At 34.1% G+C, this 21,906-nt stretch carries 20 protein-coding genes and 1 pseudogene; 3 read left to right on the top strand and 18 right to left on the bottom strand.

Features of this window, described 5'->3' with window-relative positions; translation table 11 throughout:
- From ACLIJJ_RS26450 to ACLIJJ_RS26420, 7 genes and pseudogenes are all read right to left on the bottom strand, one after another.
- A pseudogene (locus ACLIJJ_RS26450) lies at positions 1-973 on the bottom strand (IS110 family transposase); the annotation flags it as partial.
- A gap of 296 nt (positions 974-1,269) precedes the next feature.
- Positions 1,270-2,121 (bottom strand): permease prefix domain 1-containing protein, encoded by an 852-nt coding sequence (locus tag ACLIJJ_RS26445; protein WP_411411985.1) that lies wholly within the window; start codon positions 2,119-2,121, stop codon positions 1,270-1,272.
- A 4-nt stretch (positions 2,122-2,125) separates the two neighbouring features.
- Positions 2,126-2,461, bottom strand: a complete 336-nt coding sequence (locus tag ACLIJJ_RS26440) for a PadR family transcriptional regulator (RefSeq protein ID WP_411411984.1) — start codon at positions 2,459-2,461, stop codon at positions 2,126-2,128.
- Between the two features lie 259 nt (positions 2,462-2,720).
- Positions 2,721-3,083 (bottom strand): hypothetical protein, encoded by a 363-nt coding sequence (locus tag ACLIJJ_RS26435; RefSeq protein ID WP_411411983.1) that lies wholly within the window; start codon positions 3,081-3,083, stop codon positions 2,721-2,723.
- 509 nt (positions 3,084-3,592) lie between these two features.
- A complete protein-coding gene (locus ACLIJJ_RS26430) occupies positions 3,593-4,090 on the bottom strand; it encodes a GNAT family N-acetyltransferase (protein WP_411411982.1) in 498 nt (165 codons plus the stop codon).
- A gap of 285 nt (positions 4,091-4,375) precedes the next feature.
- Entirely contained in the window at positions 4,376-4,660 is a 285-nt protein-coding gene (locus ACLIJJ_RS26425) for a hypothetical protein (RefSeq protein ID WP_411411981.1), read from the bottom strand.
- A 185-nt stretch (positions 4,661-4,845) separates the two neighbouring features.
- Positions 4,846-5,046 (bottom strand): hypothetical protein, encoded by a 201-nt coding sequence (locus tag ACLIJJ_RS26420; protein WP_411411980.1) that lies wholly within the window; start codon positions 5,044-5,046, stop codon positions 4,846-4,848.
- A 311-nt stretch (positions 5,047-5,357) separates the two neighbouring features.
- Here ACLIJJ_RS26420 and ACLIJJ_RS26415 point away from each other — a divergent pair, with 311 nt between their 5' ends.
- Positions 5,358-5,918: a hypothetical protein gene (locus tag ACLIJJ_RS26415; RefSeq protein ID WP_233319421.1), complete on the top strand. Its 561-nt coding sequence runs from the start codon at positions 5,358-5,360 to the stop codon at positions 5,916-5,918.
- Between the two features lie 323 nt (positions 5,919-6,241).
- Here ACLIJJ_RS26415 and ACLIJJ_RS26410 read toward each other — a convergent pair whose 3' ends face one another.
- Positions 6,242-6,814, bottom strand: coding sequence for a suppressor of fused domain protein (locus ACLIJJ_RS26410; protein ID WP_411411979.1), 573 nt, complete (start codon positions 6,812-6,814; stop codon positions 6,242-6,244).
- Positions 6,815-7,242: 428 nt separating this feature from the next.
- Entirely contained in the window at positions 7,243-7,557 is a 315-nt protein-coding gene (locus ACLIJJ_RS26405; protein ID WP_341080025.1) for an ArsR/SmtB family transcription factor, read from the bottom strand.
- Positions 7,558-7,730: 173 nt separating this feature from the next.
- Between ACLIJJ_RS26405 and ACLIJJ_RS26400 the strand changes: the two genes are divergently transcribed.
- Positions 7,731-9,110 carry an MFS transporter gene (locus ACLIJJ_RS26400; protein WP_411411978.1) on the top strand — a complete coding sequence of 460 codons (1,380 nt, stop codon included), beginning with the start codon at positions 7,731-7,733 and terminating at the stop codon, positions 9,108-9,110.
- Between the two features lie 60 nt (positions 9,111-9,170).
- Here the strand turns inward: ACLIJJ_RS26400 and ACLIJJ_RS26395 are convergent, their stop codons facing one another.
- The 9 genes from ACLIJJ_RS26395 to ACLIJJ_RS26355 form a co-directional block, all read right to left on the bottom strand.
- Positions 9,171-11,270, bottom strand: a complete 2,100-nt coding sequence (locus ACLIJJ_RS26395) for a transglycosylase domain-containing protein (protein ID WP_411411977.1) — start codon at positions 11,268-11,270, stop codon at positions 9,171-9,173.
- Positions 11,271-11,898: 628 nt separating this feature from the next.
- A complete protein-coding gene (locus tag ACLIJJ_RS26390) occupies positions 11,899-13,338 on the bottom strand; it encodes an MFS transporter (protein ID WP_411411976.1) in 1,440 nt (479 codons plus the stop codon).
- Positions 13,339-13,436: 98 nt separating this feature from the next.
- On the bottom strand, positions 13,437-14,024 hold the full coding sequence (locus ACLIJJ_RS26385) for a TetR/AcrR family transcriptional regulator (protein ID WP_411411975.1): 588 nt from the start codon (positions 14,022-14,024) through the stop codon (positions 13,437-13,439).
- A gap of 124 nt (positions 14,025-14,148) precedes the next feature.
- Positions 14,149-14,604: a nuclear transport factor 2 family protein gene (locus tag ACLIJJ_RS26380; RefSeq protein ID WP_341080018.1), complete on the bottom strand. Its 456-nt coding sequence runs from the start codon at positions 14,602-14,604 to the stop codon at positions 14,149-14,151.
- A gap of 68 nt (positions 14,605-14,672) precedes the next feature.
- Positions 14,673-15,128 carry a nuclear transport factor 2 family protein gene (locus tag ACLIJJ_RS26375; protein WP_341080017.1) on the bottom strand — a complete coding sequence of 152 codons (456 nt, stop codon included), beginning with the start codon at positions 15,126-15,128 and terminating at the stop codon, positions 14,673-14,675.
- A gap of 68 nt (positions 15,129-15,196) precedes the next feature.
- Positions 15,197-15,652 carry a nuclear transport factor 2 family protein gene (locus tag ACLIJJ_RS26370; RefSeq protein WP_411230513.1) on the bottom strand — a complete coding sequence of 152 codons (456 nt, stop codon included), beginning with the start codon at positions 15,650-15,652 and terminating at the stop codon, positions 15,197-15,199.
- A 631-nt stretch (positions 15,653-16,283) separates the two neighbouring features.
- A complete protein-coding gene (locus ACLIJJ_RS26365; RefSeq protein WP_411411974.1) occupies positions 16,284-17,090 on the bottom strand; it encodes an endonuclease/exonuclease/phosphatase family protein in 807 nt (268 codons plus the stop codon).
- Positions 17,091-17,094: 4 nt separating this feature from the next.
- A complete protein-coding gene (locus tag ACLIJJ_RS26360) occupies positions 17,095-18,741 on the bottom strand; it encodes a PTS transporter subunit IIBC (protein ID WP_251647831.1) in 1,647 nt (548 codons plus the stop codon).
- A 74-nt stretch (positions 18,742-18,815) separates the two neighbouring features.
- Positions 18,816-20,486, bottom strand: coding sequence for a glycoside hydrolase family 13 protein (locus tag ACLIJJ_RS26355; RefSeq protein ID WP_411411973.1), 1,671 nt, complete (start codon positions 20,484-20,486; stop codon positions 18,816-18,818).
- Positions 20,487-20,829: 343 nt separating this feature from the next.
- Here ACLIJJ_RS26355 and ACLIJJ_RS26350 point away from each other — a divergent pair, with 343 nt between their 5' ends.
- Positions 20,830-21,849 (top strand): LacI family DNA-binding transcriptional regulator, encoded by a 1,020-nt coding sequence (locus ACLIJJ_RS26350; RefSeq protein ID WP_233319404.1) that lies wholly within the window; start codon positions 20,830-20,832, stop codon positions 21,847-21,849.
- Positions 21,850-21,906 lie beyond the last annotated feature (57 nt).

Raw genomic sequence — 21,906 nt, 5'->3', positions numbered from 1 at the left:
AGCCCTGCAAGTTTGGTTATCTGGCGAGGATGATTGTATTCACTCAAATCGCCTACTTCAGCGAAGAAACCCGCCACTGTATCGCGGCCTATACCTGTTATGTCTAACATTTGATCAACACCTGGAATATCTTGAAGTAGTGTATCCAGGGTTTAATCAGCTCTTCGAACTTGGCTTGAATAAGTTCATATTTTTGAATTAATGTTCTTAATTCCATTCTAGCCATCATGGAGCCCTGACTAATGCCAATCGAGCGATTGGCGGCTTCTTTTAAGGCACGAATCTTCTTTATTCCTATACTTCTTTTCACTGCTTGCCTTAGATAATCCAGTAATTCCTCATCTGTAAATTCGCCTATTTCGTAAGGTAAAGTATCGAGTTTTAATAAATGAAGAGCTGCCTTCCCTTCCCAACTTTTAAAAACGGTAAAAAACTCAGGAAAGTATCGATCAATCCAGTTGTGTACCTGTCCCTGCACAATTTGTAAATCTACATTTAATAAATCGCGTAATTTTTTAGCCACACGCAGTTCCGCGAAAACTCCTTGTGGTATAGTTGGTTCAGCGTATCTACCATCTTTGACTAGTTGTGCAATGACTTTTGCGTCTTTTACATCGTTTTTAGTTGGAGAGTTATCGTCTAGCTCCTTACTGTGCTTGACGTGTAAAAGATTGACCGTTACGAACTTAATCTGTTCCTCCTTTAGAATATGAGCTAAATTAAGCCAATAATGACCTGTAGGCTCCATCCCAGTAATCACAGACTCCATTTTGCATGACTCTTTGATTTGATTAATCCAATCAATAAATGTCTTAAATCCTTCTTGGGTATTATCAAAAAAGCAAGTAAATCCAAGCTCTATTCCACGATAATCCTGTGCTCTAGCTACATGATGATGTTTGGCAATATCGATACCTATTACTAAGGTTTTAGGTGTGATTTGAGCTAATTTAAGATTTTGGTTATAATTCATAGTGAGACCTCCGACTAGATATTTTGTCCCTTTTAGCTGGCCAGCTGAGGACACATTTATCTTATCAAGAGGTCTTTTTTCTTTCAAATCGCATTTTCACTTATTACAGGAATGCTGCCACTATAGCGACACAAGAAAAAGGCTTCCCTTTTTTATTTAAGGAAAGCCCCCGATTGTTTTAAGTGAATAGTTTTACAAGGATAGTATATAAGCAATGTAAAAAAGTGTTGCAATTATTTGAATTGCAGTCTTCAAAACATTATTTATAAAATAGGTGAAAATTTATGTACAATATCTTATTGGTATTCATCCTGGTATCTTCTTTTTCCTGTTAACCAATAAACTATATATCCTAATAAGTTAAATAGTATAAATACTAAAATCCATCCAAGATTTAAGCGTCTTTGGTGATAAGCATTGATAACAGCCCATATAGAAAACAAAATCCAATATGCTACTATACTGAGATGCATGAATAACATCTCATGAACAAGAAAATATCTCTCCTCCATTGTTACAAGCCATTTACTATCACCATTACCATAAGGAGAAAACACAGGATTCAACCAATTCGGCGCAAATACCCTCTGTTTAAATTCAAAGTCTGGAGTAATATTCCTATCTATAACATAATCAAATATATCTTTTTTATAACTCTCATAATCTTCACTTTTTTTCATTTCTCTGACGTTATATATTTTTACGGATGTGGCTAAATTTGTTTCTTTCATACGTTCTTCAATAGCCTGCTTCATATCCGGGGTTACAACCTCTTTGTTACCTAAAATATCTCTAATATCAGTAGCAACATCTGATAGTGTATTTCCAGAAGTGCCAGTGTTCAAATAATAAATACCAGTATTGAAAATAAGCAGACACAGAAAAACTATTGCTAAATAAAGTACCCATTTTGCAAATGTTCTTTGAGCTTTAAACAATTGAGAAACCACTGCTCGCAATTCTTTTTCTCCTCCGAATCGCTCTATAGCTATTTCCATAGCTTCCTGCTCTGATAAACCTTGTATTTTTAATTCGTATACTGCCTCTAGCAAGTGGCTTCTCATTTCTGCCTTCAATTCTTGTATTTCCTTTTTATTTCCACCTACATTATGGTAGATGGAATTCACAAATAAATCAATTTGTTTCATATTATTATTCTTCTCCTTCCAAAAATGAATCAATAATACTCTTTACAAAATTCCACTCTTCTTGTTTTTCCCTGAAACCCTCTTGCCCTGTTTGTGTAAGCTTATAGTATTTTCTTCTTCCTCCGGGCCCCTGTTCTTCTCCCCAGTAGGAAGTAATCCATTCATTTTTTTCTAGTCTTTTTAATGATAGGTACATAGTTCCTTCTTTTAATTCAAATTGTTCTTTACTTTTTTCACGAACAATTTTTGCTATTTCATATCCATACATATCACGTTTACTTAGTAATGATAGGATTAGTGTATCTATATGCCCCTTTAAGACTTCTTTATTAATTTCCAATATTTTCACCTCTTGTAATTAATATAAAACACATTACTTTGTAATGCAAGGTATTGTTCAAAAAATATACTTAGTTTTTATCTTATTGTGCTAACCTTCCTCTTTTGTGACATAAGAAGGTTCTCTTCGCTTATTAAAGGAATGCTGCCCTGTTTCTGTCGCAAGAAAATTCTACAACAAATAAGAAGAATTTATACAAAAACAACATACATAGAGAACAAAAAAAGATAACAAGATTCTCCACTTGTTATCTTCTTCGCTATAACTCTCTACTGCGTTCCCCTTGACGGATTTGAATTCTTACTTGATAGGAATCACCAGATTCGAAAAATTCTTCCATTTCTGCAACATTAATTTCTTTTTCTATAATGACAGTTTTTATCTCATTCGGCAGCAGGCTTATTGAATAAGGTGTAGTTTTATTCATTAAGGAAACGGCCTTAATTCCGTTCTCAAAATAAGGATCTTCGAGAAATGTTAAATTAAATTGAACTTCTTCATTACTATGATTTGTAAGTGGAATTTTACACTCCCCATGCATGGTCTCCTGATTTTTATTCATGTTGAAAGTACAGGAACTTGTATCATAGTTATAGGAGATAGCATTAATCCCTTTAGCCATTGTCTTTTGATATGAATGAAACAAAAAGTTCGGCATAGTTGTAGCTACAAGAAAGAATGCAAAGACAATTAGAAATTTCCTGCTAGTTAACAATTTTGTCAAATTGAATAAACTTAATATTAATAATAAGAATATAAAGACATTAACCAGATCAAAACTATTTACAGGAATATGCAATTTGGTAAGTATCCAGTCTCCAAGACCTTCTCTATTTGGGAAAGGTAGCCGAAAAATAAGAACTAAAACATATGGAAAGATAAATGAATAAAAAGCTTTTTTGTTTCTAATTATTGATGTTCACAACCTTTAATAAGAATCTCATTATTATACCAAATTATCCTTTATATGTATATAATATGGTGAGTTATACAATCCAATCCCCTTATAAAGGAAGTCATTAATTTCTTCTTCAACTATTCTGCCATGATAATGCCAGAAAACCTTCCTTATTGGATTTAGGTTTAATTCACTCCTTGAACTTAGGTAGGTTGATACATAGAGATTTAAGTTCATATGAAAGTGATTTTTAAACATTCACTTTCGAATTTTTTGTAAAAATAGGTTAATTGTTCTTTGTTTAATGCATTTTTTTTATTATCTTCTTTAAAGTTATTTGCATTAGGATTTGGAATAACCCTTATCTGGGTAAAACCTTCTGCTATTGCGTATTTTACAAGTTTTTTCATATAGTAGGTAGCAATGCCCTTCTTGCGATAACTTTCTTTAACCCACAATAGTTCTAACTTTATACTCGATTCTTCTTTTCGTAATCCTTGCATACTTTTACTACTATGGAAAAAATCCATAATAAAGATAGGCTCAATTAATCCATCCTTTTTTTTAACTAGACAAAATTTATAGTTACCGTTTTTGCAAAAAAAGTTTCTTTCGTTAGTTCCTTGAATCTCTTCAACATTTGTTTTTAATTTTAAATTATCTGGTTCAAATCCCTCAATCTTCGGTATGTTAAATCTATCTATTATTATTTCTTCTTCTGAATAATACATATTAATCCGCCTCCTATACTTACCTAAGGTGTTCGGCATAAAGGGAATTAACCCTTCTTCTGCTAACCTGCCATGTTAGTGCCAAAACAAAATAGGAACATTAGTCTTTCTTGAATTAATGCCCCCGTTACTTTAAGTGAATACATTCACAAATTACTGAAGGTGATTCGTTTTAAAATGACTATAATGTATCTTTAGCCACCTCAACTAAGGTACCAGTTAATTTTCAACTTGAACCCCAGCCGCTGCACCATTCACATCGACAAATAAGTGTATAAAATTTAATTAAGGTTCTTGAAATCCATATAAACCTACAAAAGTTATTGATAGACTAATCAAAATCATAAATATACTAAAAATAAATAATAAAGTTCTATACTTGTTTCTCTCTGCAAAAAGAGCAAATAAAATACCTAAAAAATTATATAGGTTTAGTATGATAAAAAAAGTCATGCCATTAGTTCCAAATGATAAAACACCAGAGAGTTTTTCATTTTGAGACAGCGAAATAATCATAATTATCCCCAGTAGTGTAGATATAACAGATAAAAACGAAAAGAGTTTTCTCATCTTTCTCCTCCAGAAAAATTCATCTAATTAAACATTATCAATTTTCGTATATAAAGTTTTATATATTTAATTATATCTCATTTTGAAGAAAATGGAATGTTAATTAGTTAAGCTATCATTAACTGAAGACCCTAAGTGAATAAAGACATCTTTTGAACAACACCCCGATGTGAACTTATTTCCTCCTATTCCAATCCAGCCTTTTTCATAATCTTATCCATATCAACATTCACCAACTTACAAATCCCCTCTAACTTACCTAGTTCATTTGAATAGGTAATTACATTATCAATGCTGGGTTCATTATGTAGTTTTATAAGTTCATTTACTATATCAGTTATCAATCTGTTTACCTTGTCTTTACTTACCTGAAGAGTATCCCCCATGATTTTATCTCCTTTCTTATAATGTGTTCCTTACTTCATAAACTTTATCATATTTCTTCAAATTAACATTGCTGAACTAACTGCCGAGTTTCTTCCTAATTATGTTTAATTAGATAAAAATGACTCCAAAACAATCTAGCATTTTAGTTACTTAAATACATAGATTATCTTCATAGTTGCTTAGAGAAATTAAAAACAGTTATTATAAATGGAGAGTATATAAAAAGATTGTCAATGAGGTGTTATATATTTAATTAGAAATTAAGTAATAAGCATTCTAATGAGATTTTCTCTAGGAGGTGTATTTTCAGATGAATTTTCCAAGTAAAAGGTTATTTAAAATATCAATTATTACTCTATTATTAAGTATTTTCTTGTTGCTGCTAATATTTATTTTGAATCATAAAAATATATACATACAAATAAACATTTCATCGTTTAGATTAACCAATAGTTTTATAAAAATAGTTACTATATTTACAACTGTACTTTCTTTTACCTATATAATTTTTATGAAAATAAGAATGAAATTTATTAGAGTGATAGTAATTATATTCAGCATATTATTTTTAGGCATTACTTTCCTTATCAACTTAATATTAAACGATGCTGAATATACCTCTTTTTATTCACCTGATTATAAACAAAAATTTATTGCCCGTGAAACCGGGTATACTGAGATTTATCAGATGTCAAAAACAGGTTTGTACATGAAACACCTGGTTAATATTCAAACTAATAATGGTTATAAACCATTTTATAATGGTTCCTATCAGATCATGTCTAAAGATTCTAACGAATTAATTATAAAATATGTGTTTGACTATATGCATCCCGATAATTTTACAGAGGTTACTATAAAATATAAATAATAGAAAGAGGCTTTTCAAAGGAAAGCCTCTTTTTCTGTTAAAATTTTTATTCTAAATACGGTATCCACAATGGACAAGGAATCAATCATATCTTTATATTAGGTGATAAACCTCCTACTCATTAAAAACCTCCTTAAAGGTGTACTTCCCTGGGTAGTATCGAATTTGGGACTGTTCCAATTGAAGATATTTTAGGAAAAACCTCTTTTATATACTAATTAAAATCCATCAAGAGTAAAAATCTGTTGTTAGTAATATTTTTTAATGTAATATGAATTTAATCTCAATAAAATCCTTGTTGAATAAAGCCCCCTTTAGGATATTTAAATGACTGAATCCCTTTCTAAATTAAAAACATTAATTTGGTTCTCATAAAATAGTGCTTCCAAAGCCTTTATTCCGTTTTTATCCGCATAAATCTTTTCATCTTCCGAAATCGGAATAGCCATTAACCAAGCCACTTGTTTTTTCTCAAAATTAATTGTTTTCAATTTATCTTCCCAAAGAAAAGGCGATAGAAATAAAATATGTTTCATTGGGCTTTCAGGCAAATACATTTTCACTATGTCTTTATAGATAGTTCCAAATGAGCAATCAAATTTAAAATTGATTATATTAAACGCACAGGTTGCTATAATATTGGCAAAACAATCAAATTCACTTGCCCCCACGAATTCACACCTTAACGGTACCCTATTATCCTCATATCCAATAGAAAAATCGGATAAGCCAACAGTAGAGTAAGATAAAATACCTTCAAAATTTTTATCTTCACAAGAAAGAATATCGACTGAACTTATATTGTTTTCATCCCAATATTTAAAAACATTGGACTTTCCTTCAAATGCTTTAAGTGCTGTTCTTGCAAGAACCTTATTTTCTTGTGAAACAATCATTTAACCTCCCCAATTCTTATGGTTTACATTTAATATACTGAATCGGCTACACTAAGTTGGACAGAAAATATAAGGGCTAGTACACTTATCATACTAACCTAAAGGAGCTTGGTACTATGCCACGTCAATTTTTTCCAACAAATCTTGTGTATCACACACTCATAATAGTTGCGTAACTATAAGAATGGAAGTACTAAATATTGCCCCTTTCAATTAATCTGTAAGGTTTGTCCTCTTTTTATTAAACCACTATATATAAATATTCTCCTACAAAAAAGCAATTATCAAAGTTCCCTTTCTTTTTTACTTGTTAAGTAAAAAAAGATACTTTAGTGATTTACGAAAATGCTTATTATCACTGTTGATAAGAAAAATAACCACTTATAAAGAGTGGTTATTTTTGTTTATTCATTAACCTAATTTACCTTCTAAATCTCTTCTTTGTCATAAACATTTAATATTGAATCTAACAAACCAGGAAAGCGTGCATTCAAGTCTTCTGTTCGAAGTGACAACAAACGTTTAGTCCCTTCAAAACGAGTAAAAGTAATTCCGGCTTCACGCAATGTACGTATATGCTGAGACCTTGTAGAATTAGCAATCGGAACATCAAAATTCTTACAGGCTTGTTCTCCACTGTTATGCATTTGTGCCACCATTTTTAGACGAATTGGATCACTTAGCGCATGTAGAACAGCTGGTAACATGAAGTCTTTGCGATCCGGATGATGTAGAGATTTCATTATTTTTCCCTCCATATATATTTACCACGGCAAATTATTAATAATTTATATATTAACTTTTTTGTCTAAATACAAATTGTATTTTACAGTACCTCATGCTATACTTCAATTGTTCGCTTGTTTACGAACAATAAAACTTAATACATAATATGAAAAAATAAAGGAGAGATGGTATGAGTTTAGTCAAAAACCCGTCAATGGTTAATTCAGAGCAGCCACTTTTAGCACGGGAAGGATTTACAATCATTACAATTTGCATAGCTATTGTATTGGCTCTTATGAATACATCCATGTTTAATTTAGCCTTACCTGATGTAATATTAGATTTTTACATTTCCTCGTCCACAGCTTCATGGATTGTGTCGGGATATTCTATTATGTTTGCTATTTCTTCGATAACATTTAGTCGTTTATCTGATTTTGTACCACTTAAAAGGCTGTTGATTATTGGCGTATTGGCTTTAGGAATCGCCAGTTTAGTTGGATTTTTTAGTAATAGTTTCCTTACATTGCTTCTATGTAGGATTGTGCAGGCTTCAGGTGCAGGCGGTATTATTTCACTTTCTATGGTGCTTTATACACGTTATATCCCTATCGAGCGTCGTGGTGCAGCTATGGCGATCAATATGTCTGCTGTTTCACTAGGATTAGGTACGGGGCCTGTTGTTGGAGGACTAATTGTTGACAATTTGGGTTGGCATTGGCTATTTATCCTTACTTCATTTGTTCTTTTACTAATTCCCTTAATGGCTTTTGCACTGCCTAAAGAATTACCAAGCAAAGGGACATTTGATTTTCTCGGTGGGGTATTACTTGCTTTGGGTACGACCTTTTTGCTTCTGTTCACAACGAACCAGAATTGGATTATTCTTATTGCTGGACTAATCGCGTTAGTTCTCTTTGTAATCCGTATTCGTAAAACGAAGGATCCATTTGTACTTCCGTCTTTGTTTTCAAACCGGCCTTATTTAATTCTCGTTTTGCTAGGCATCACTGGTTATATATGTAATTTCGCTACATTATTTTTGTTGCCGCAAATATTGACTCAAAATTTTCACTTTTCAGCAGGGCATGCAGGATTAATTATATTTCCCGGTTCCTTACTCGCTATTATTTCATCACGTATGGTTGGCCGAGTGATTGACCGCTTTGGAAATGGTTATTTTTTAAAGTATGGCCCTATTGTATTGCTTTCTTCTATAATCCTCTTCGCCATTTTAATTGGACACAATTGGATAGGAGCAATGATTACCTATATGATTCTTAGTCTGGCATTTACAGCACTTTCTAGCTGTTTATCTAATGAAATTTCTCGTGTGCTTGATAGGAAGTTTATAGGTTCAGGGATGGGTTTATTTCAACTGCTTCAGTTTTTTAGTGGTGCATTCGGAGTAGCTATAGTGGCAATTGCTTTAGAAAAACAGCACCAACTGTCCTTAGCAGTCGCGTATTCTAATATTTACTGGGGCTTAGCATTGCTCGCTGTAGTGGGTGTTTTAAGTACATTTTTGTATAGGAAATATACACCAATTACACAAGCAAGCAAAATTTAAATAAAAAATAACCACTCTGTATGAGTGGTTATTTTTTGAAAGTTTTTCAATTGAAGCTATTTACTCTTTCTCTTTCTCTTTTTTCTTCTTTTCTTTCTCCTGTGCCTTCTCTTCTTTTTTTACTTCTTTGTTTACTTTTTCCTTTTCTTTCTTTTTATCTTCTATCTTTTTCTCTTCTTCTAATTTCTTTTCTTCTACCTTCTTTTGCTCTTCCTTCTTCTTTTGTTCTTCTTCTCTCTTTTTTTGCTCACTTAACTGTTTTCCAATTAATGAGAGAGCAAAGTCTTTTTTAGTGAATTCTGATTTAGAGCGAGATATTATTTCTTTAAAAATTGTTGTAACACTTGAACCACTTGTACTTGATAGAAAGTGTTGAGCGTCTGTTTTATCGTATCCTAACCAAATTGCTCCTACGATTTCTGGCGTGTAGCCCACAAACCAGTGATCCTTTGCGCCATCATTATTAGCAAATGGGAGTTGTGTAGTTCCTGTTTTACCTGCAATCTCCAATCCTTCCACTTGAGCCTTAATCCCTGTTCCTTTTTCTACGACTCCTTTAAGCATATAGGTCATTTTTTGAGCGATTATTGGTTCAGTTACTCGGATTGCATTTTCTTTCCACTTTGCAAGGGTATTTCCATTTGCATCTTCTATTACTTTAATGGAGTGTGAATCTACCATTGTTCCATTATTAGGGAAAGCGGAATATGCTTGGGCCATTGATAGAGGAGAAGTTCCTTTACTCATGCCGCCAAGAGCTAAACCTGGCGTATAATCAGCTTCCTCCAATTCAATTCCAAATCTTTTTACAGCATTTGCCCCATGTTCCAATCCGATTTTCTGCAATAACCATACAGGTGGTACATTATAGGAATGTACTACCGCATCATACATCGTTACTTGACCTCTGTATTGATTATCGTAGTTTTTAGGTTGATATCCATCAATATTAATCGGATTATCCTGTAACATATCATAAATATCATAGCCTTGTTCTATGGCTGGTGTATATACAGACAATGGTTTCATTGTAGAACCAGGCTGTCTCTTTAGTTGAGTAGCATGGTTAAATCCCCGAAATGTATGTTCTCCTCTTTCACCTACAATTGCGTTAATCCCGCCGGTTGAAGGATTGATGAAAACGGCCCCGCTCTGAATTAATTGATCTGCTTGGCTTTCAGGAAATAACGCGTCCTCTTTATACACTTCCTCGGCAGCTTTTTGTATGGTAGGATTTAGTTCTGTATAAATATGAAGTCCACCTGAAAGAATCTCATTTTCGGTTAATCCGTATTTTTGAGTTGCTTCCTCAATAATATGATCTACGTAAGAAGGATACTTTCCTTTATAGTCATCCATCTTTTTCCCCTCTAATACTATTGATTGTTCCTTTGCTTTTTTAACATCACTTTTAGTGATATAGCCTTCCTTTTCCATTAATGATAAAACAACATCTCTTCTTTCAATTGATTTCTCCATATTTTTAAAAGGAGATAATATGGATGGAGCTTTGATTAACCCTGCGATCATAGCTGATTCAGCTAATGTTAATTCACTAACATCCTTCCCAAAGTAAGTTTGTGCTGCACGCTGGATTCCCCACGCACCTTCGCCAAAATAAATTTGGTTTAAATATTTTTCCATAATTTCGTCCTTAGAATAGGTTCGTTCAATTTTTTTAGTAATGATAAGTTCTTTAATTTTTCGAGTATATGTACGTTCTTGAGTTAAAAAGGTATTTTTGGCTAACTGTTGTGTTACAGTGCTTCCACCTGCCACGACTTCACCGCTAATGATATTACTAGCAAATGCCTTAATAATGGCTATATAATTAATTCCATTATGCTTGTAAAAGCGCTGGTCTTCTGTTGCAATAACAGCATGAATCATATCCTCAGGAATTTGTTTAATACCTACACCTTCAATATTTGAAACCGATATTTTACTGGCCACAGCTCCACTTTGGTCATAAATAATCGTTGACTGAGGAGCAGGATCTTCTAGTTTACTAACATCTCTTGTCCATATAAAAATATTTAGTATAATAACGGATAATATGACTATCGCTAAAAAGATTACTAAAAGCCTAATCTTAAAACCTTTAGAACTCCAATTTCTCCAAATACGTGGAGTAGTGCTTCGGTTCTGCCTTCTTTCCATTCTTCCCAAGTTTATTCCTACCTTCTTAAGATGTTGATAACCATATGGATTGCTATAGGATAAAAACCTACCCCAAATGTGAAATGAAATTGTTATTAATTTCTTCACTCGATTTACTTTGCATTTTATTGCCTTATTTAAAAAGAATCTTATATGATAGGACTTTCTTCCATCTCCAGAGACAATTATAAATATAAGCCTAATTTGTTTGAAGGGGCAAAACGCACTATAAATAATACGGATGGAAACATTATTAAATAAAATAATATAAGAATGAAGCTAAAAGTACCTAAATAAATCTCCGTAATTATGTAATTTTTTAAAATTTATTCAATTATTCCAGGACATACTACCCTATTAAAATCACGATTTATCATGCTAATTTCTGCAAACTTCTTTACTCTCACACTGAATTAACTTCGAAACTTTGCGGCATAATTTACTAACTGTAAATAGTATTGTTCCTTACCCTTCATGAAGTTATCAGCATATGTACCAGTGAAAAAAGCTCTCTTTTTATTTGACCTTTTTTCTATACAGCCCTGATTGATAAATTAACAATGCTCTTTTCTACAGGAATGCCATAGACTAAAAAAACAGCTGCAAGTCTGCAGCTGGATATATTTATTTAATGAGTTATTGTAATGTTGGTATTTTCCTCTTCTTTATTTATTTGACTAGGCTGTTTAAGGGTAACAAACGCCACTAAAATACCAAGCAAAGTAATGGCTGCCGAGATTAGAAATGCGATATGGACGGCACTATTTAGATCTGATGGTAACATCATTTCCATTGAGGAAGAATTCGATCCGAGACTTGCTGATATAATCGCCATAATAACAGCTAAACCAATGGCTCCTCCTATCTGTTGACCTGTAGAGATAAGGGCAGAAGCTACACCCTGCTCTTTTTTACTGACACCTGTGCTACCCGCTATAAACATCGTTGTAAAAACAAGTGCCTGACCGATACCGATAATAACTGTACCAGGGATTATCTCTATGAAGGAGCCCGTTACCGAAAGTCTACTTAATAAAAGGAAACCGATGATTCCAAGTCCCATTCCGATTCCAATTGTTCCTGCCACTCCAAAAGAGCTAAGCATCTTATTTATTAACTTTGCACCTACAAAGGCACTAAGAGTTAGTGGCAGGAAACTAAGACCAGATTCTATCGCTGAATATTCCAATACTCCCTGTGTATAAAGGGTTAAAAAGTAATAAAGGGAGCCAAAAGAAGCTGAAAATAAGAATGCAGTTAGTGCGGCTCCAGTTAGGTTCCGATTATGAAACATTTGAAAAGAAATTAAGGGTTCTTTTGTTCTTTTTTCAATTACCACAAATGAAATCAAAAGAACTATTCCGATCATAAGAAACGGAAGTGTCGATTTACTAAACCAACCTTCTGCTGGAGCTTGAATGAGATAATACACAGAAAGCAATAAACCGAGTGTAACCGATATCGTACCCGCGATATCAAAACCCTTCGCTGCTGATAAATTCTTACTTTCTTTAAGTACTATTGGTGCAAGAATAATTACCAAAATGGCAATCGGTACATTTACGAAAAATGTTGCTTCCCAACCAACATAACTAGTAAGTAGACCTCCAAGCAGAAGGCCTAGGGACATTCCAACACCACCCATAGAAGCCCAAATCCCCAATGCCCGATTTCTTTCTTTTCCTTCCTTAAAATTAGACATGATAAGTGATAACGTTGCTGGTGATAGTAAGGCTGCACCTAGCCCCTGCAATCCCCTTGCTGTAATTAACATTAGTTGAGATTCGGCTAAGCCACCAAGGAGTGAACCTAGTCCAAATAGGCCCATAGCAATAATAAACATACGTCTTCTACCTAAAAGATCGGATAAACGACCTCCAATAAGCAATAACCCACCAAACGTTAAGGAATAGGCACTTACAACCCACTGTAAATGATTTGTTGTAAAACCAAGTTCATTTCCAAGCGAAGGCATTGCCACAAAAATAATGGTATAATCGAGTGCCATAACTAGCTGAGATATGGCCAGTATAAATAGAGCTATTCCTTTGGTTTTATCTGAATTCATTTTCTAACTCTCCTTTTATTAAGACTAAACCTAACAATTTAAGATTTTTTGACTGTTCAGTCTAATATTTTCAATAATAAATGAAGCGCTCTAACGCTTCATTTATTATCAAGTACTGATAAAGTAACTGTTGTTATTTGTTCAATAACGTTTGAATCCTCGGTGAATTTTGCTGCTTGTGTTAAAGCATATCGAGCGTGGTATAAATACTGCGCAAGTGCCCGTAAGTCCTGTTGTGGACTAAACTCACCCTGTTCCTGTCCGCGAAGTAAAGCTTCATAGAGCGCATTTTCTAAGCGAACTTTATCTTGTTTAAATAACTCAGCAATTTCAGGATCATGCGGTATTTGATCTATTGCACTATTTAAAATAAAACATTCCCTGCGGCGCTGTTCATCATTTAAAGTTTCAACAATAACGGAGAAAATATCTGAAATAGCTTTTTTAACAGGGTTAGTCTGTTCTAAATAATCAACGACATTAGTCGATTTTTCATTTACATAATGACTTACAGCCTTGATAAAAAGATCTCGCTTCGTACCATAAGTATCATATAAACTTTGACGGGCTATACCCAAGCCTTCTAATAGAAGTTGTAGAGATGTTCCCTCGTATCCGTAATGACCAAACACTTCCATAGCTTTATGCAGAACTAGGTTAGTGTCAAATTCCTTACTTCGAGCCAAATTGATTCGCCTCCTTCCTTCTCAAAATACTACCTTTACTAGAACATTCAGTCAAGAATAGAAATTAGTTTAAGCCTATTTCATTTAAATAGAATTGTTACATGTTCTAAATTCGAGTCAAACCTTACTCTGAGAATTGTACTGCTTCATCGACACTGCCGACGGACTCTATCGCAACCAGCGGATTCCAGAAATCACGGTATCGAGTAATCTTTCCATCTTTTGTTTCCACCACACTTATATACGTTTGATTATACGGGTTGCCTGTTTCTCTATGCTTGCCGACCGACTTAAATTCTGCGATGACCAACTCTGGATCTACCGTCAAATGAAACTCCAGTTCTGTGAAATTTACTTCGAAGTGCTGCGGGAAGTTTTGCATATACTCATAAAGCTCTTCTTTTCCCTCTTTCTTTTCTGGAAACCCTGTTGGACCGTATGGAAATTCGAGAACACCGTTTTCCTCCCACAGTTCTACCCACACCTTAATGTTGCCTCCCGATAAATGCTTCAGATGATTTCTGAACGCCTCCTGTGCTCTTTCTCGGATTGCTTCTTGTGTTAATGTTTGATTTGTCATTGTTTTTTCCTCCTTATTATTTTTGACCATTTAGTCTATTTTTAGTAAAAAAATATCTTTTTTTTGCTTTAGTCTGAGAATTGTACTGCTTCATCGACACTGCCGACGGACTCTATCGCAACTAACGGATTCCAGAAATCACGGTATCGAGTAATCTTTCCATCTTTTGTTTCTACCACACTTATATACGTTTGATTATACGGGTTGCCTGTTTCTCTATGCTTGCCGACGGACTTAAATTCTGCGATGACCAACTCTGGATCTACCGTCAAATGAAACTCCAGTTCTGTGAAATTCACTTCGAAGTGCTGCGGGAAGTTTTGCATATACTCATAAAGCTCTTCTTTTCCTTCTTTCTTTTCTGGAAACCCTGATGGACCATATGGAAATTCAAGAACACCGTTCTCTTCCCATAGCTCTACCCACGCCTTAATGTTGCCTCCCGATAAATGCTTCAGATGATTTCGGAACGCCTCCTGTGCTCTTTCTCGGATTGCTTCTTGTGTTAATGTTTGATTTGTCATTGTTTTTTCCTCCTTATTATTTTTGACCATTTAGTCTATTTTTAGTAAAAAAATATCTTTTTTTTGCTTTAGTCTGAGAATTGTACTGCTTCATCGACACTGCCGACGGACTCTATCGCAACTAACGGATTCCAGAAATCACGGTATCGAGTAATCTTTCCATCTTTTGTTTCCACCACACTTATATACGTTTGATTATACGGGTTGCCTGTTTCTCGATGCTTGCCGACCGACTTAAATTCTGCGATGACCAACTCTGGATCTACCGTCAAGTGAAACTCCAGTTCTGTGAACTTCACTTCGAAGTGCTGCGGGAAGTTTTGCATATACTCATAAAGCTCTTCTTTTCCTTCTTTCTTTTCTGGAAACCCTGTTGGACCGTATGGAAATTCGAGAACACCGTTTTCCTCCCACAGTTCTACCCACGCCTTAATGTTGCCTCCCGATAAATGCTTGAGATGATTTCTGAACGCCTCCTGTGCTCTTTCTCGGATTGCTTCTTGTGTTAATGTTTGATTTGTCATTGTTCTTCCTCCATTTTCTTTTTTGACTCTTCAGTCTAAATAGATCAAAAAAATAAGTTGCTGTATTTCAAGCTATTTCTTACCGTTTCAGCAAGCTTTCCTTCTTGATGAATTCATCATATCACTTTCCAGACCGTTCAGTCAATAAAAAATATAAATAATTTTTGATTATTTTAATTTTGTTATTTTACCAATTAAAAAATGTCCCTGTTATAAGGGGGATTATGGAAGTTACGGTTTTTCTGTGAATAATGCATTTCAGAAATATACTGCCAAGTTTATTATACGGCTCACTTCATTATTACAGGAATACTGCCTCCTATAAATCAAAATGACCATAATAGTTACGGTTCTGTATTAGTAAGGAAAATTAAAAATCGCTTTCCCTAAGAAAAGGAAAGCGATTCTTCAATGTATTCTTATTCAATTAAAAGCCCCATTTTTGATACAATACGATTTAAACAACTTCTTTAAATAAGGTTTCACATCTAAGCAATACCACAAAACATTAGAGAAATTAGGCATTCAAGGCAGCCATACTCGCAAAGGGAAACAACGGAGAAGCTATATCGCTCACACTTTAAAACAGTATAACTTTACAGTTGTTTCTATTTAAACCAATGACTTTCAATCAGCCGCTTTGTTTATGGTTATCCACTTCTATTTCTACTCCAAAATGATCCGAAATAATCCTTTTTGTTTTTCCATTAAAAATAACACCTGAATAATTGATCGGCTCTAGTTGTCCTGTTAGTATTAAATCGATTCGAAGATCTTGTTTATTTTTGTCCCAGCCATCTATATTACCTTGAACAGTTATGCCATTATCTTTTTCTTCAGCAAGGTGGTACGTATCATAAAGACCTTGGCTTATTAAATAATCATAGCCTCCATCTTTAATAGATGCATTATTATTAAAATCCCCCATTAAGTAGAACCTATCTTCCTTTGGAATACAATTCAAAAGAGAATCAACTTGATTTTTAAATGGCTCTTCCTCATCATGCCACCAGCCTAGATGACAGGAATAAAAAGAGATAGGTTGATTGTCGTAGGATATTTTTGCACCAACAATCTTTCTTGTTTTCCAGTAATTTGTATCCCTGCTATTTGTTACAAAAAATGAGTATTTTTCTATAATGGGATGCTTTGTAAGAATAGCTAGCCCTTCCTCATATACATCAAATCCGATATGAGAAAAATCCCAAACTAATTGATAATCTGTTACTCCAAGCTTATAAAGTTCATCTAGTAAAACAAGTCCATAATTATCTTTTTTAATATTTTCCTTTATAAGTATTTCGCTAATCGTTTGACTCACCTCTTGAAGAGCAATGACGTCATACGATTTTTCTTTAATTGTTTTAGCAAGGTATTTTATTTTATCCAGCTGATTTTCTTCTAGCCAAGAGTGGCAGTTTAAAGTTAATAGTTTCATAATCTTACATTCCTAAGCGGTCTTGAATGTCTGATTTTAAGACATCTGCTTTAGGACCATAAATTGCTTGTACCCCTTTATCTTTTACTATTAAGCCTAACGCGCCATTTTGCTTCCATTGCTGTTCTGTAGAAACCGCATTTGTATCCTTTACCGTTACACGCAATCTGGTCATACAAGCATCAACATCTTCAATATTATCTCTGCCGCCTAATAACCCAATAATCGTCGTTGCAAGTGAATTATCATTGGTGTTGGCAGTTTTCCCTTCTTGGTTCGACTCCCCATTTTCCTCCTCGATATAATTGCCAGCACGTCCAGGAGTTGGGAAATTGAATTTTTTAATCAAAAACGAAGCTACGAAGAAGTTTAATCCGAAAAACACTGCACAAGCGATTACAAAATTAACTAAATCTAACCATAAGCCTGCTTTAATAATCATTGGTGAACGAGTTAATAGTTCAATTACTCCAAAGGCGTGAACTCGTATATCAATAATATCAACAATTGCAAAAGCTAAACCAGTCATAATTGCATATGCTATATACAAAATTGGAGCAGCAAACATGAACATAAACTCGATTGGTTCAGTGACACCAGTTAAAAATACAGCCAATCCAGCTGACAAGAACATAGATTTATATTTTTTTTGCTTATCCTTATCTACATTGCGATACATCGCCAATGCAATACCTATCAAAGCAGCACATGAAAGTATCATCTGTCCTACTTTAAAACGTGCAGGTGTTATCTCATTTAATAACTGTTTATAACTTTCTACATCACCAGCTGCAAGAAAATTATTTAAGTCAGCAATCCACGCTAGCCATAGAGGATCTTGTCCGGCTACTGTTTGTCCAACACTAGAACCTGTTAAGATTTGATATGTTCCTCCAAGTTCCGTATAGTTCATTGGAACAGTTAACATATGATGTAGACCAAATGGTAATAGTAAACGTTCTAATGCACCATAAATAAATGGAGCAATAACAGGTGCTGTATCGCGAGAAGTTGCAATCCAACGACCAAAATCATTCAATAATCCTTGAATAAATGGCCATACAATTGATAAAACGAGAGCGGTTACAACTGAGCCAACAATTACTACAAATGGAACAAACCGTTTACCATTAAAGAATGCAAGTGATTGTGGTAACTTATCATAATTATAAAATTTATTAAATAGAGTAGCTCCTAAGAAACCCGAGATAATACCTACAAAAACCCCCATGTTTAACGCCGGTGCGCCAAGAATCGATGTAAAATAATCTTTAACAATTAATTCACTACCAAATAAAGATTGAACAGTTGCTTTAGGATCAGCTAGCATCTCACTATTTACACCAAAAATATTACCAGTAATTCGGTTCACTAGAATGAAAGCAATTAATGCTGCAAAAGCACCACCCGCACGTTCCTTCGCCCAAGAACCACCAATAGCTACGGCAAACAGCACATGAAGATTCCCAATGATTCCCCAGCCAATGTCCTCCATAACTCGTGCTATTGTTTGGATAACTGTCAAATCCCCACCAGTCATACTAACCAATTTCCCAAGCGAAATCATAATACCTGCTGCCGGCATAACTGCGACAACAACAAGTAACGCCTTACCAAATTTCTGCCAAAAATCAAATGAAAGTATTTTCATTTTCTGACATCCTCCTACTACCAATTATTTATTTTTAGGCAAACGTTTGCACAAATGTGCATGCTTTATTCATCTTAGTTTAAACGATATACCCTAGCTTCATAAGGACTTAAGGTGATTTCTTTTATTTCATCACCATTGTCAACTTCGTAATTACTAATTAACAACTCTGTTGATTCAACTGTAAGATCTGCAGGTAAGACAAATTTTGTAATCTGTGGAAACAGGTTTGTAATAATAAGCATTTTTTCGTTATTTAATGTTCGTGTATATGCATAAATTTGATCGTGTTCTTCTAATATCAAATCATAAGCGCCATAAACAAGAACCTTATTTTCTTTTCGTAAGTCTATAAGTTTTTTATAATAATGATAGATAGAGTTTGGATTTTCTAACGCCAGGTCAACATTTATATTCCTAAAGTTCTGATTTACTTTCATCCATGGTTTCCCTGTAGTAAACCCTGCATTTAAATCGTCGCTCCATTGCATTGGTGTTCTTGAATTATCTCGACCCGTTTTCCAAATAATCTCCATTATCTCTTCATGAGGTTTCCCATTTTCTTTTTCCAATTTATATAAGTTCTTAATTGCAACATCATTGTAATCCTCAATAGCTGGAAATTGAACATTAGTCATCCCAATTTCTTGACCTTGATATACAAATGGTGTTCCTTGCATTAAAAAATACAGCGTTGCCAAACATTTAGCAGATTCGGCCCAAAACTCCTTATCATTTCCCCAAGTGGAAACAGAACGCGGCTGATCATGATTTTCAAAAAACAAGGCATTCCATCCATTATCCTCCAGGCCTTTTTGCCATTTGGTAAGGGTGTTTTTCAAAGCATGAATATCTAAACCATTATTTACACTTTTATTCCAAAGCTCTAAATGTTGAAATTGGAAAACCATATTAAATTTCCCATTTTCTTCACCTACCCATAAATCGGCTTCTTCGACAGATACCCCGTTGGCTTCACCTACAGTCACAATATCATAATTATCAAAGGTTTCACGTTTTAATTCGTCAAGGAAAGTATTAATTCCCGGGCGGTTCATATGCCCATCAAACGACGGTACATAACGTTTATTCTCTGGATTAGGCATGTTAGGGAATCCTGCAACCTTTTTAATATGAGAAATGGCATCGACACGGAAACCATCGATTCCTTTATTTAACCACCAATTAATCATTTCATATAAATCTTGGCGGACACTTGAATTTTCCCAGTTTAAATCAGGCTGTTTTTTTGAAAATACATGAAGATAGTATTCCTCTGTCATTTCATCATACTGCCATGCTGAGCCTCCAAAGATAGATTCCCAGTTATTCGGTTCTTCACCATCAATACCTGAATGCCATATATAATAATCTCGGTATTTATTTTCTTTTGAAGAACGAGCTTCAATAAACCAAGGATGTTCATCAGAAGTATGATTAATAACAAGATCCATAATCAGTTTCATACCTCTTGAATGGACCTCATCTAATAATTGATCGAAATCAGTCATAGACCCAAATTCACTTAAGATATCTTTATAGTCACTAATATCGTAACCGTTATCATCATTTGGCGACTTGTAAATCGGGCAAACCCAAATAATATCTATCCCTAGATTTTTTAAATAATCCAGTTTGGATATGATTCCTTGAATATCACCAATTCCATCACCATTTGAGTCCATGAAACTGCGCGGATAAATTTGATAAGCAACTGCTTCTTTCCACCATTTATTTTTATTCATTATAAAGACCCCTCTCTTACTAATAACGAGATTAACATAACTTATTTACTTATGCAACCGTTTGCGCAAAAACTTTATAATGCTACCTCTTTTTTATTACTTGTTATTTATTTATGCTAATTTATTGCTAAACAAAATGTAACTATGAAAAAACATTTTTATTCGTTAAGATTTTACTGGAACTTCCTATTGGGTAAATAAGCTATAATAAAAGAAAATGAACTGAAAATACCAAAATTATCACCATTAAGCAGCCAAATCCTTAAAATTGATTAACCTTATAAAAACCTAACACAAATAATTCTATACAATGTATGTACTAGGAGATTTGGAGTGAAAATTTATGTCAGTAACTATTAAAGATGTAGCTAAGCTTGCAAAAGTCGCTCCATCTACAGTTTCAAGAGTCATCGCAAACAATCCACGTATAAGTGAAAAAACGAAGAACCGAGTAAGAGAAGCAATGGAGTCTTTAGGCTACCATCCTAATTATAATGCTAGAAGCCTCGCAAACCGTAGTACACAATCAATCGGCCTTGTCATGCCAAGTTCAGTAGATAAAGTCTTTCAGAATCCTTTCTTTCCTGAAGTAATAAGAGGAATCAGTACGAAGGCACATGAAGAAGATTTCGCTATTTATATGTCAACAGGACAAAGTGAACAGGAGAGCCTGGAAGGTGTTGAGCGAATGTTACATGGTGGCAGAGTAGATGGTGTTATCATTCTCTATTCAAGTATTGATGATAAAATTATGTCTTTCCTTCAAGAAGAGAAGTTTCCATTCTCAGTTATCGGTAAGCCATATAATAATGTCAACCAAATTACTCACGTCGATAACGATAATGTTCAAGCAGGTAAAGATGTGACAGACCACCTTATCCGACTTGGACATAAACGAATTGCCTATGTCTGCGGAAGTTTAGATTCAGTTGTTTCGATGGACCGGATACTTGGATATAAAAAAGCATTACAAGATGCTAACATACCATATCAAGAAGAATATATTGTGAAAGAAGAACTCCTTAATGATGGAGGAATAAAAGAAATCTCAAGGTTGATGTCCTTGCAGTCACCGCCAACAGCTCTTATTGTAAAGGATGATTTATTGTCCTTTAGCATTATGGGCACAATTGATAAAATGGGGTACTCCATACCTAAGGACCTCTCCATTGTTAGTTTTAATAATTTAATGTTGAGTGAATTTACTAGACCTCCATTGACAACAGTAGATATTGATATTTTTAATCTAGGTTATCATGCTGCAGACTGCCTATTGGATCTAATAAAAAATCCCGGTCAGGAAGCTAAACAAGTCATTGTACCACATCGATTAGTTGAACGACAGACCAGTCAAAGGATATAAATTTATAATTTAGAAGTTTTTTCTCTAGCGTAAAACATTCCAAAAACCCCAACATAA

Origin of the sequence: Niallia laureatilytica (assembly GCF_046613985.1) — a bacterium.
GTDB lineage: Bacteria > Bacillota > Bacilli > Bacillales > Cytobacillaceae > Niallia.
This window is presented reverse-complemented; position numbering and strand designations above follow the sequence as displayed.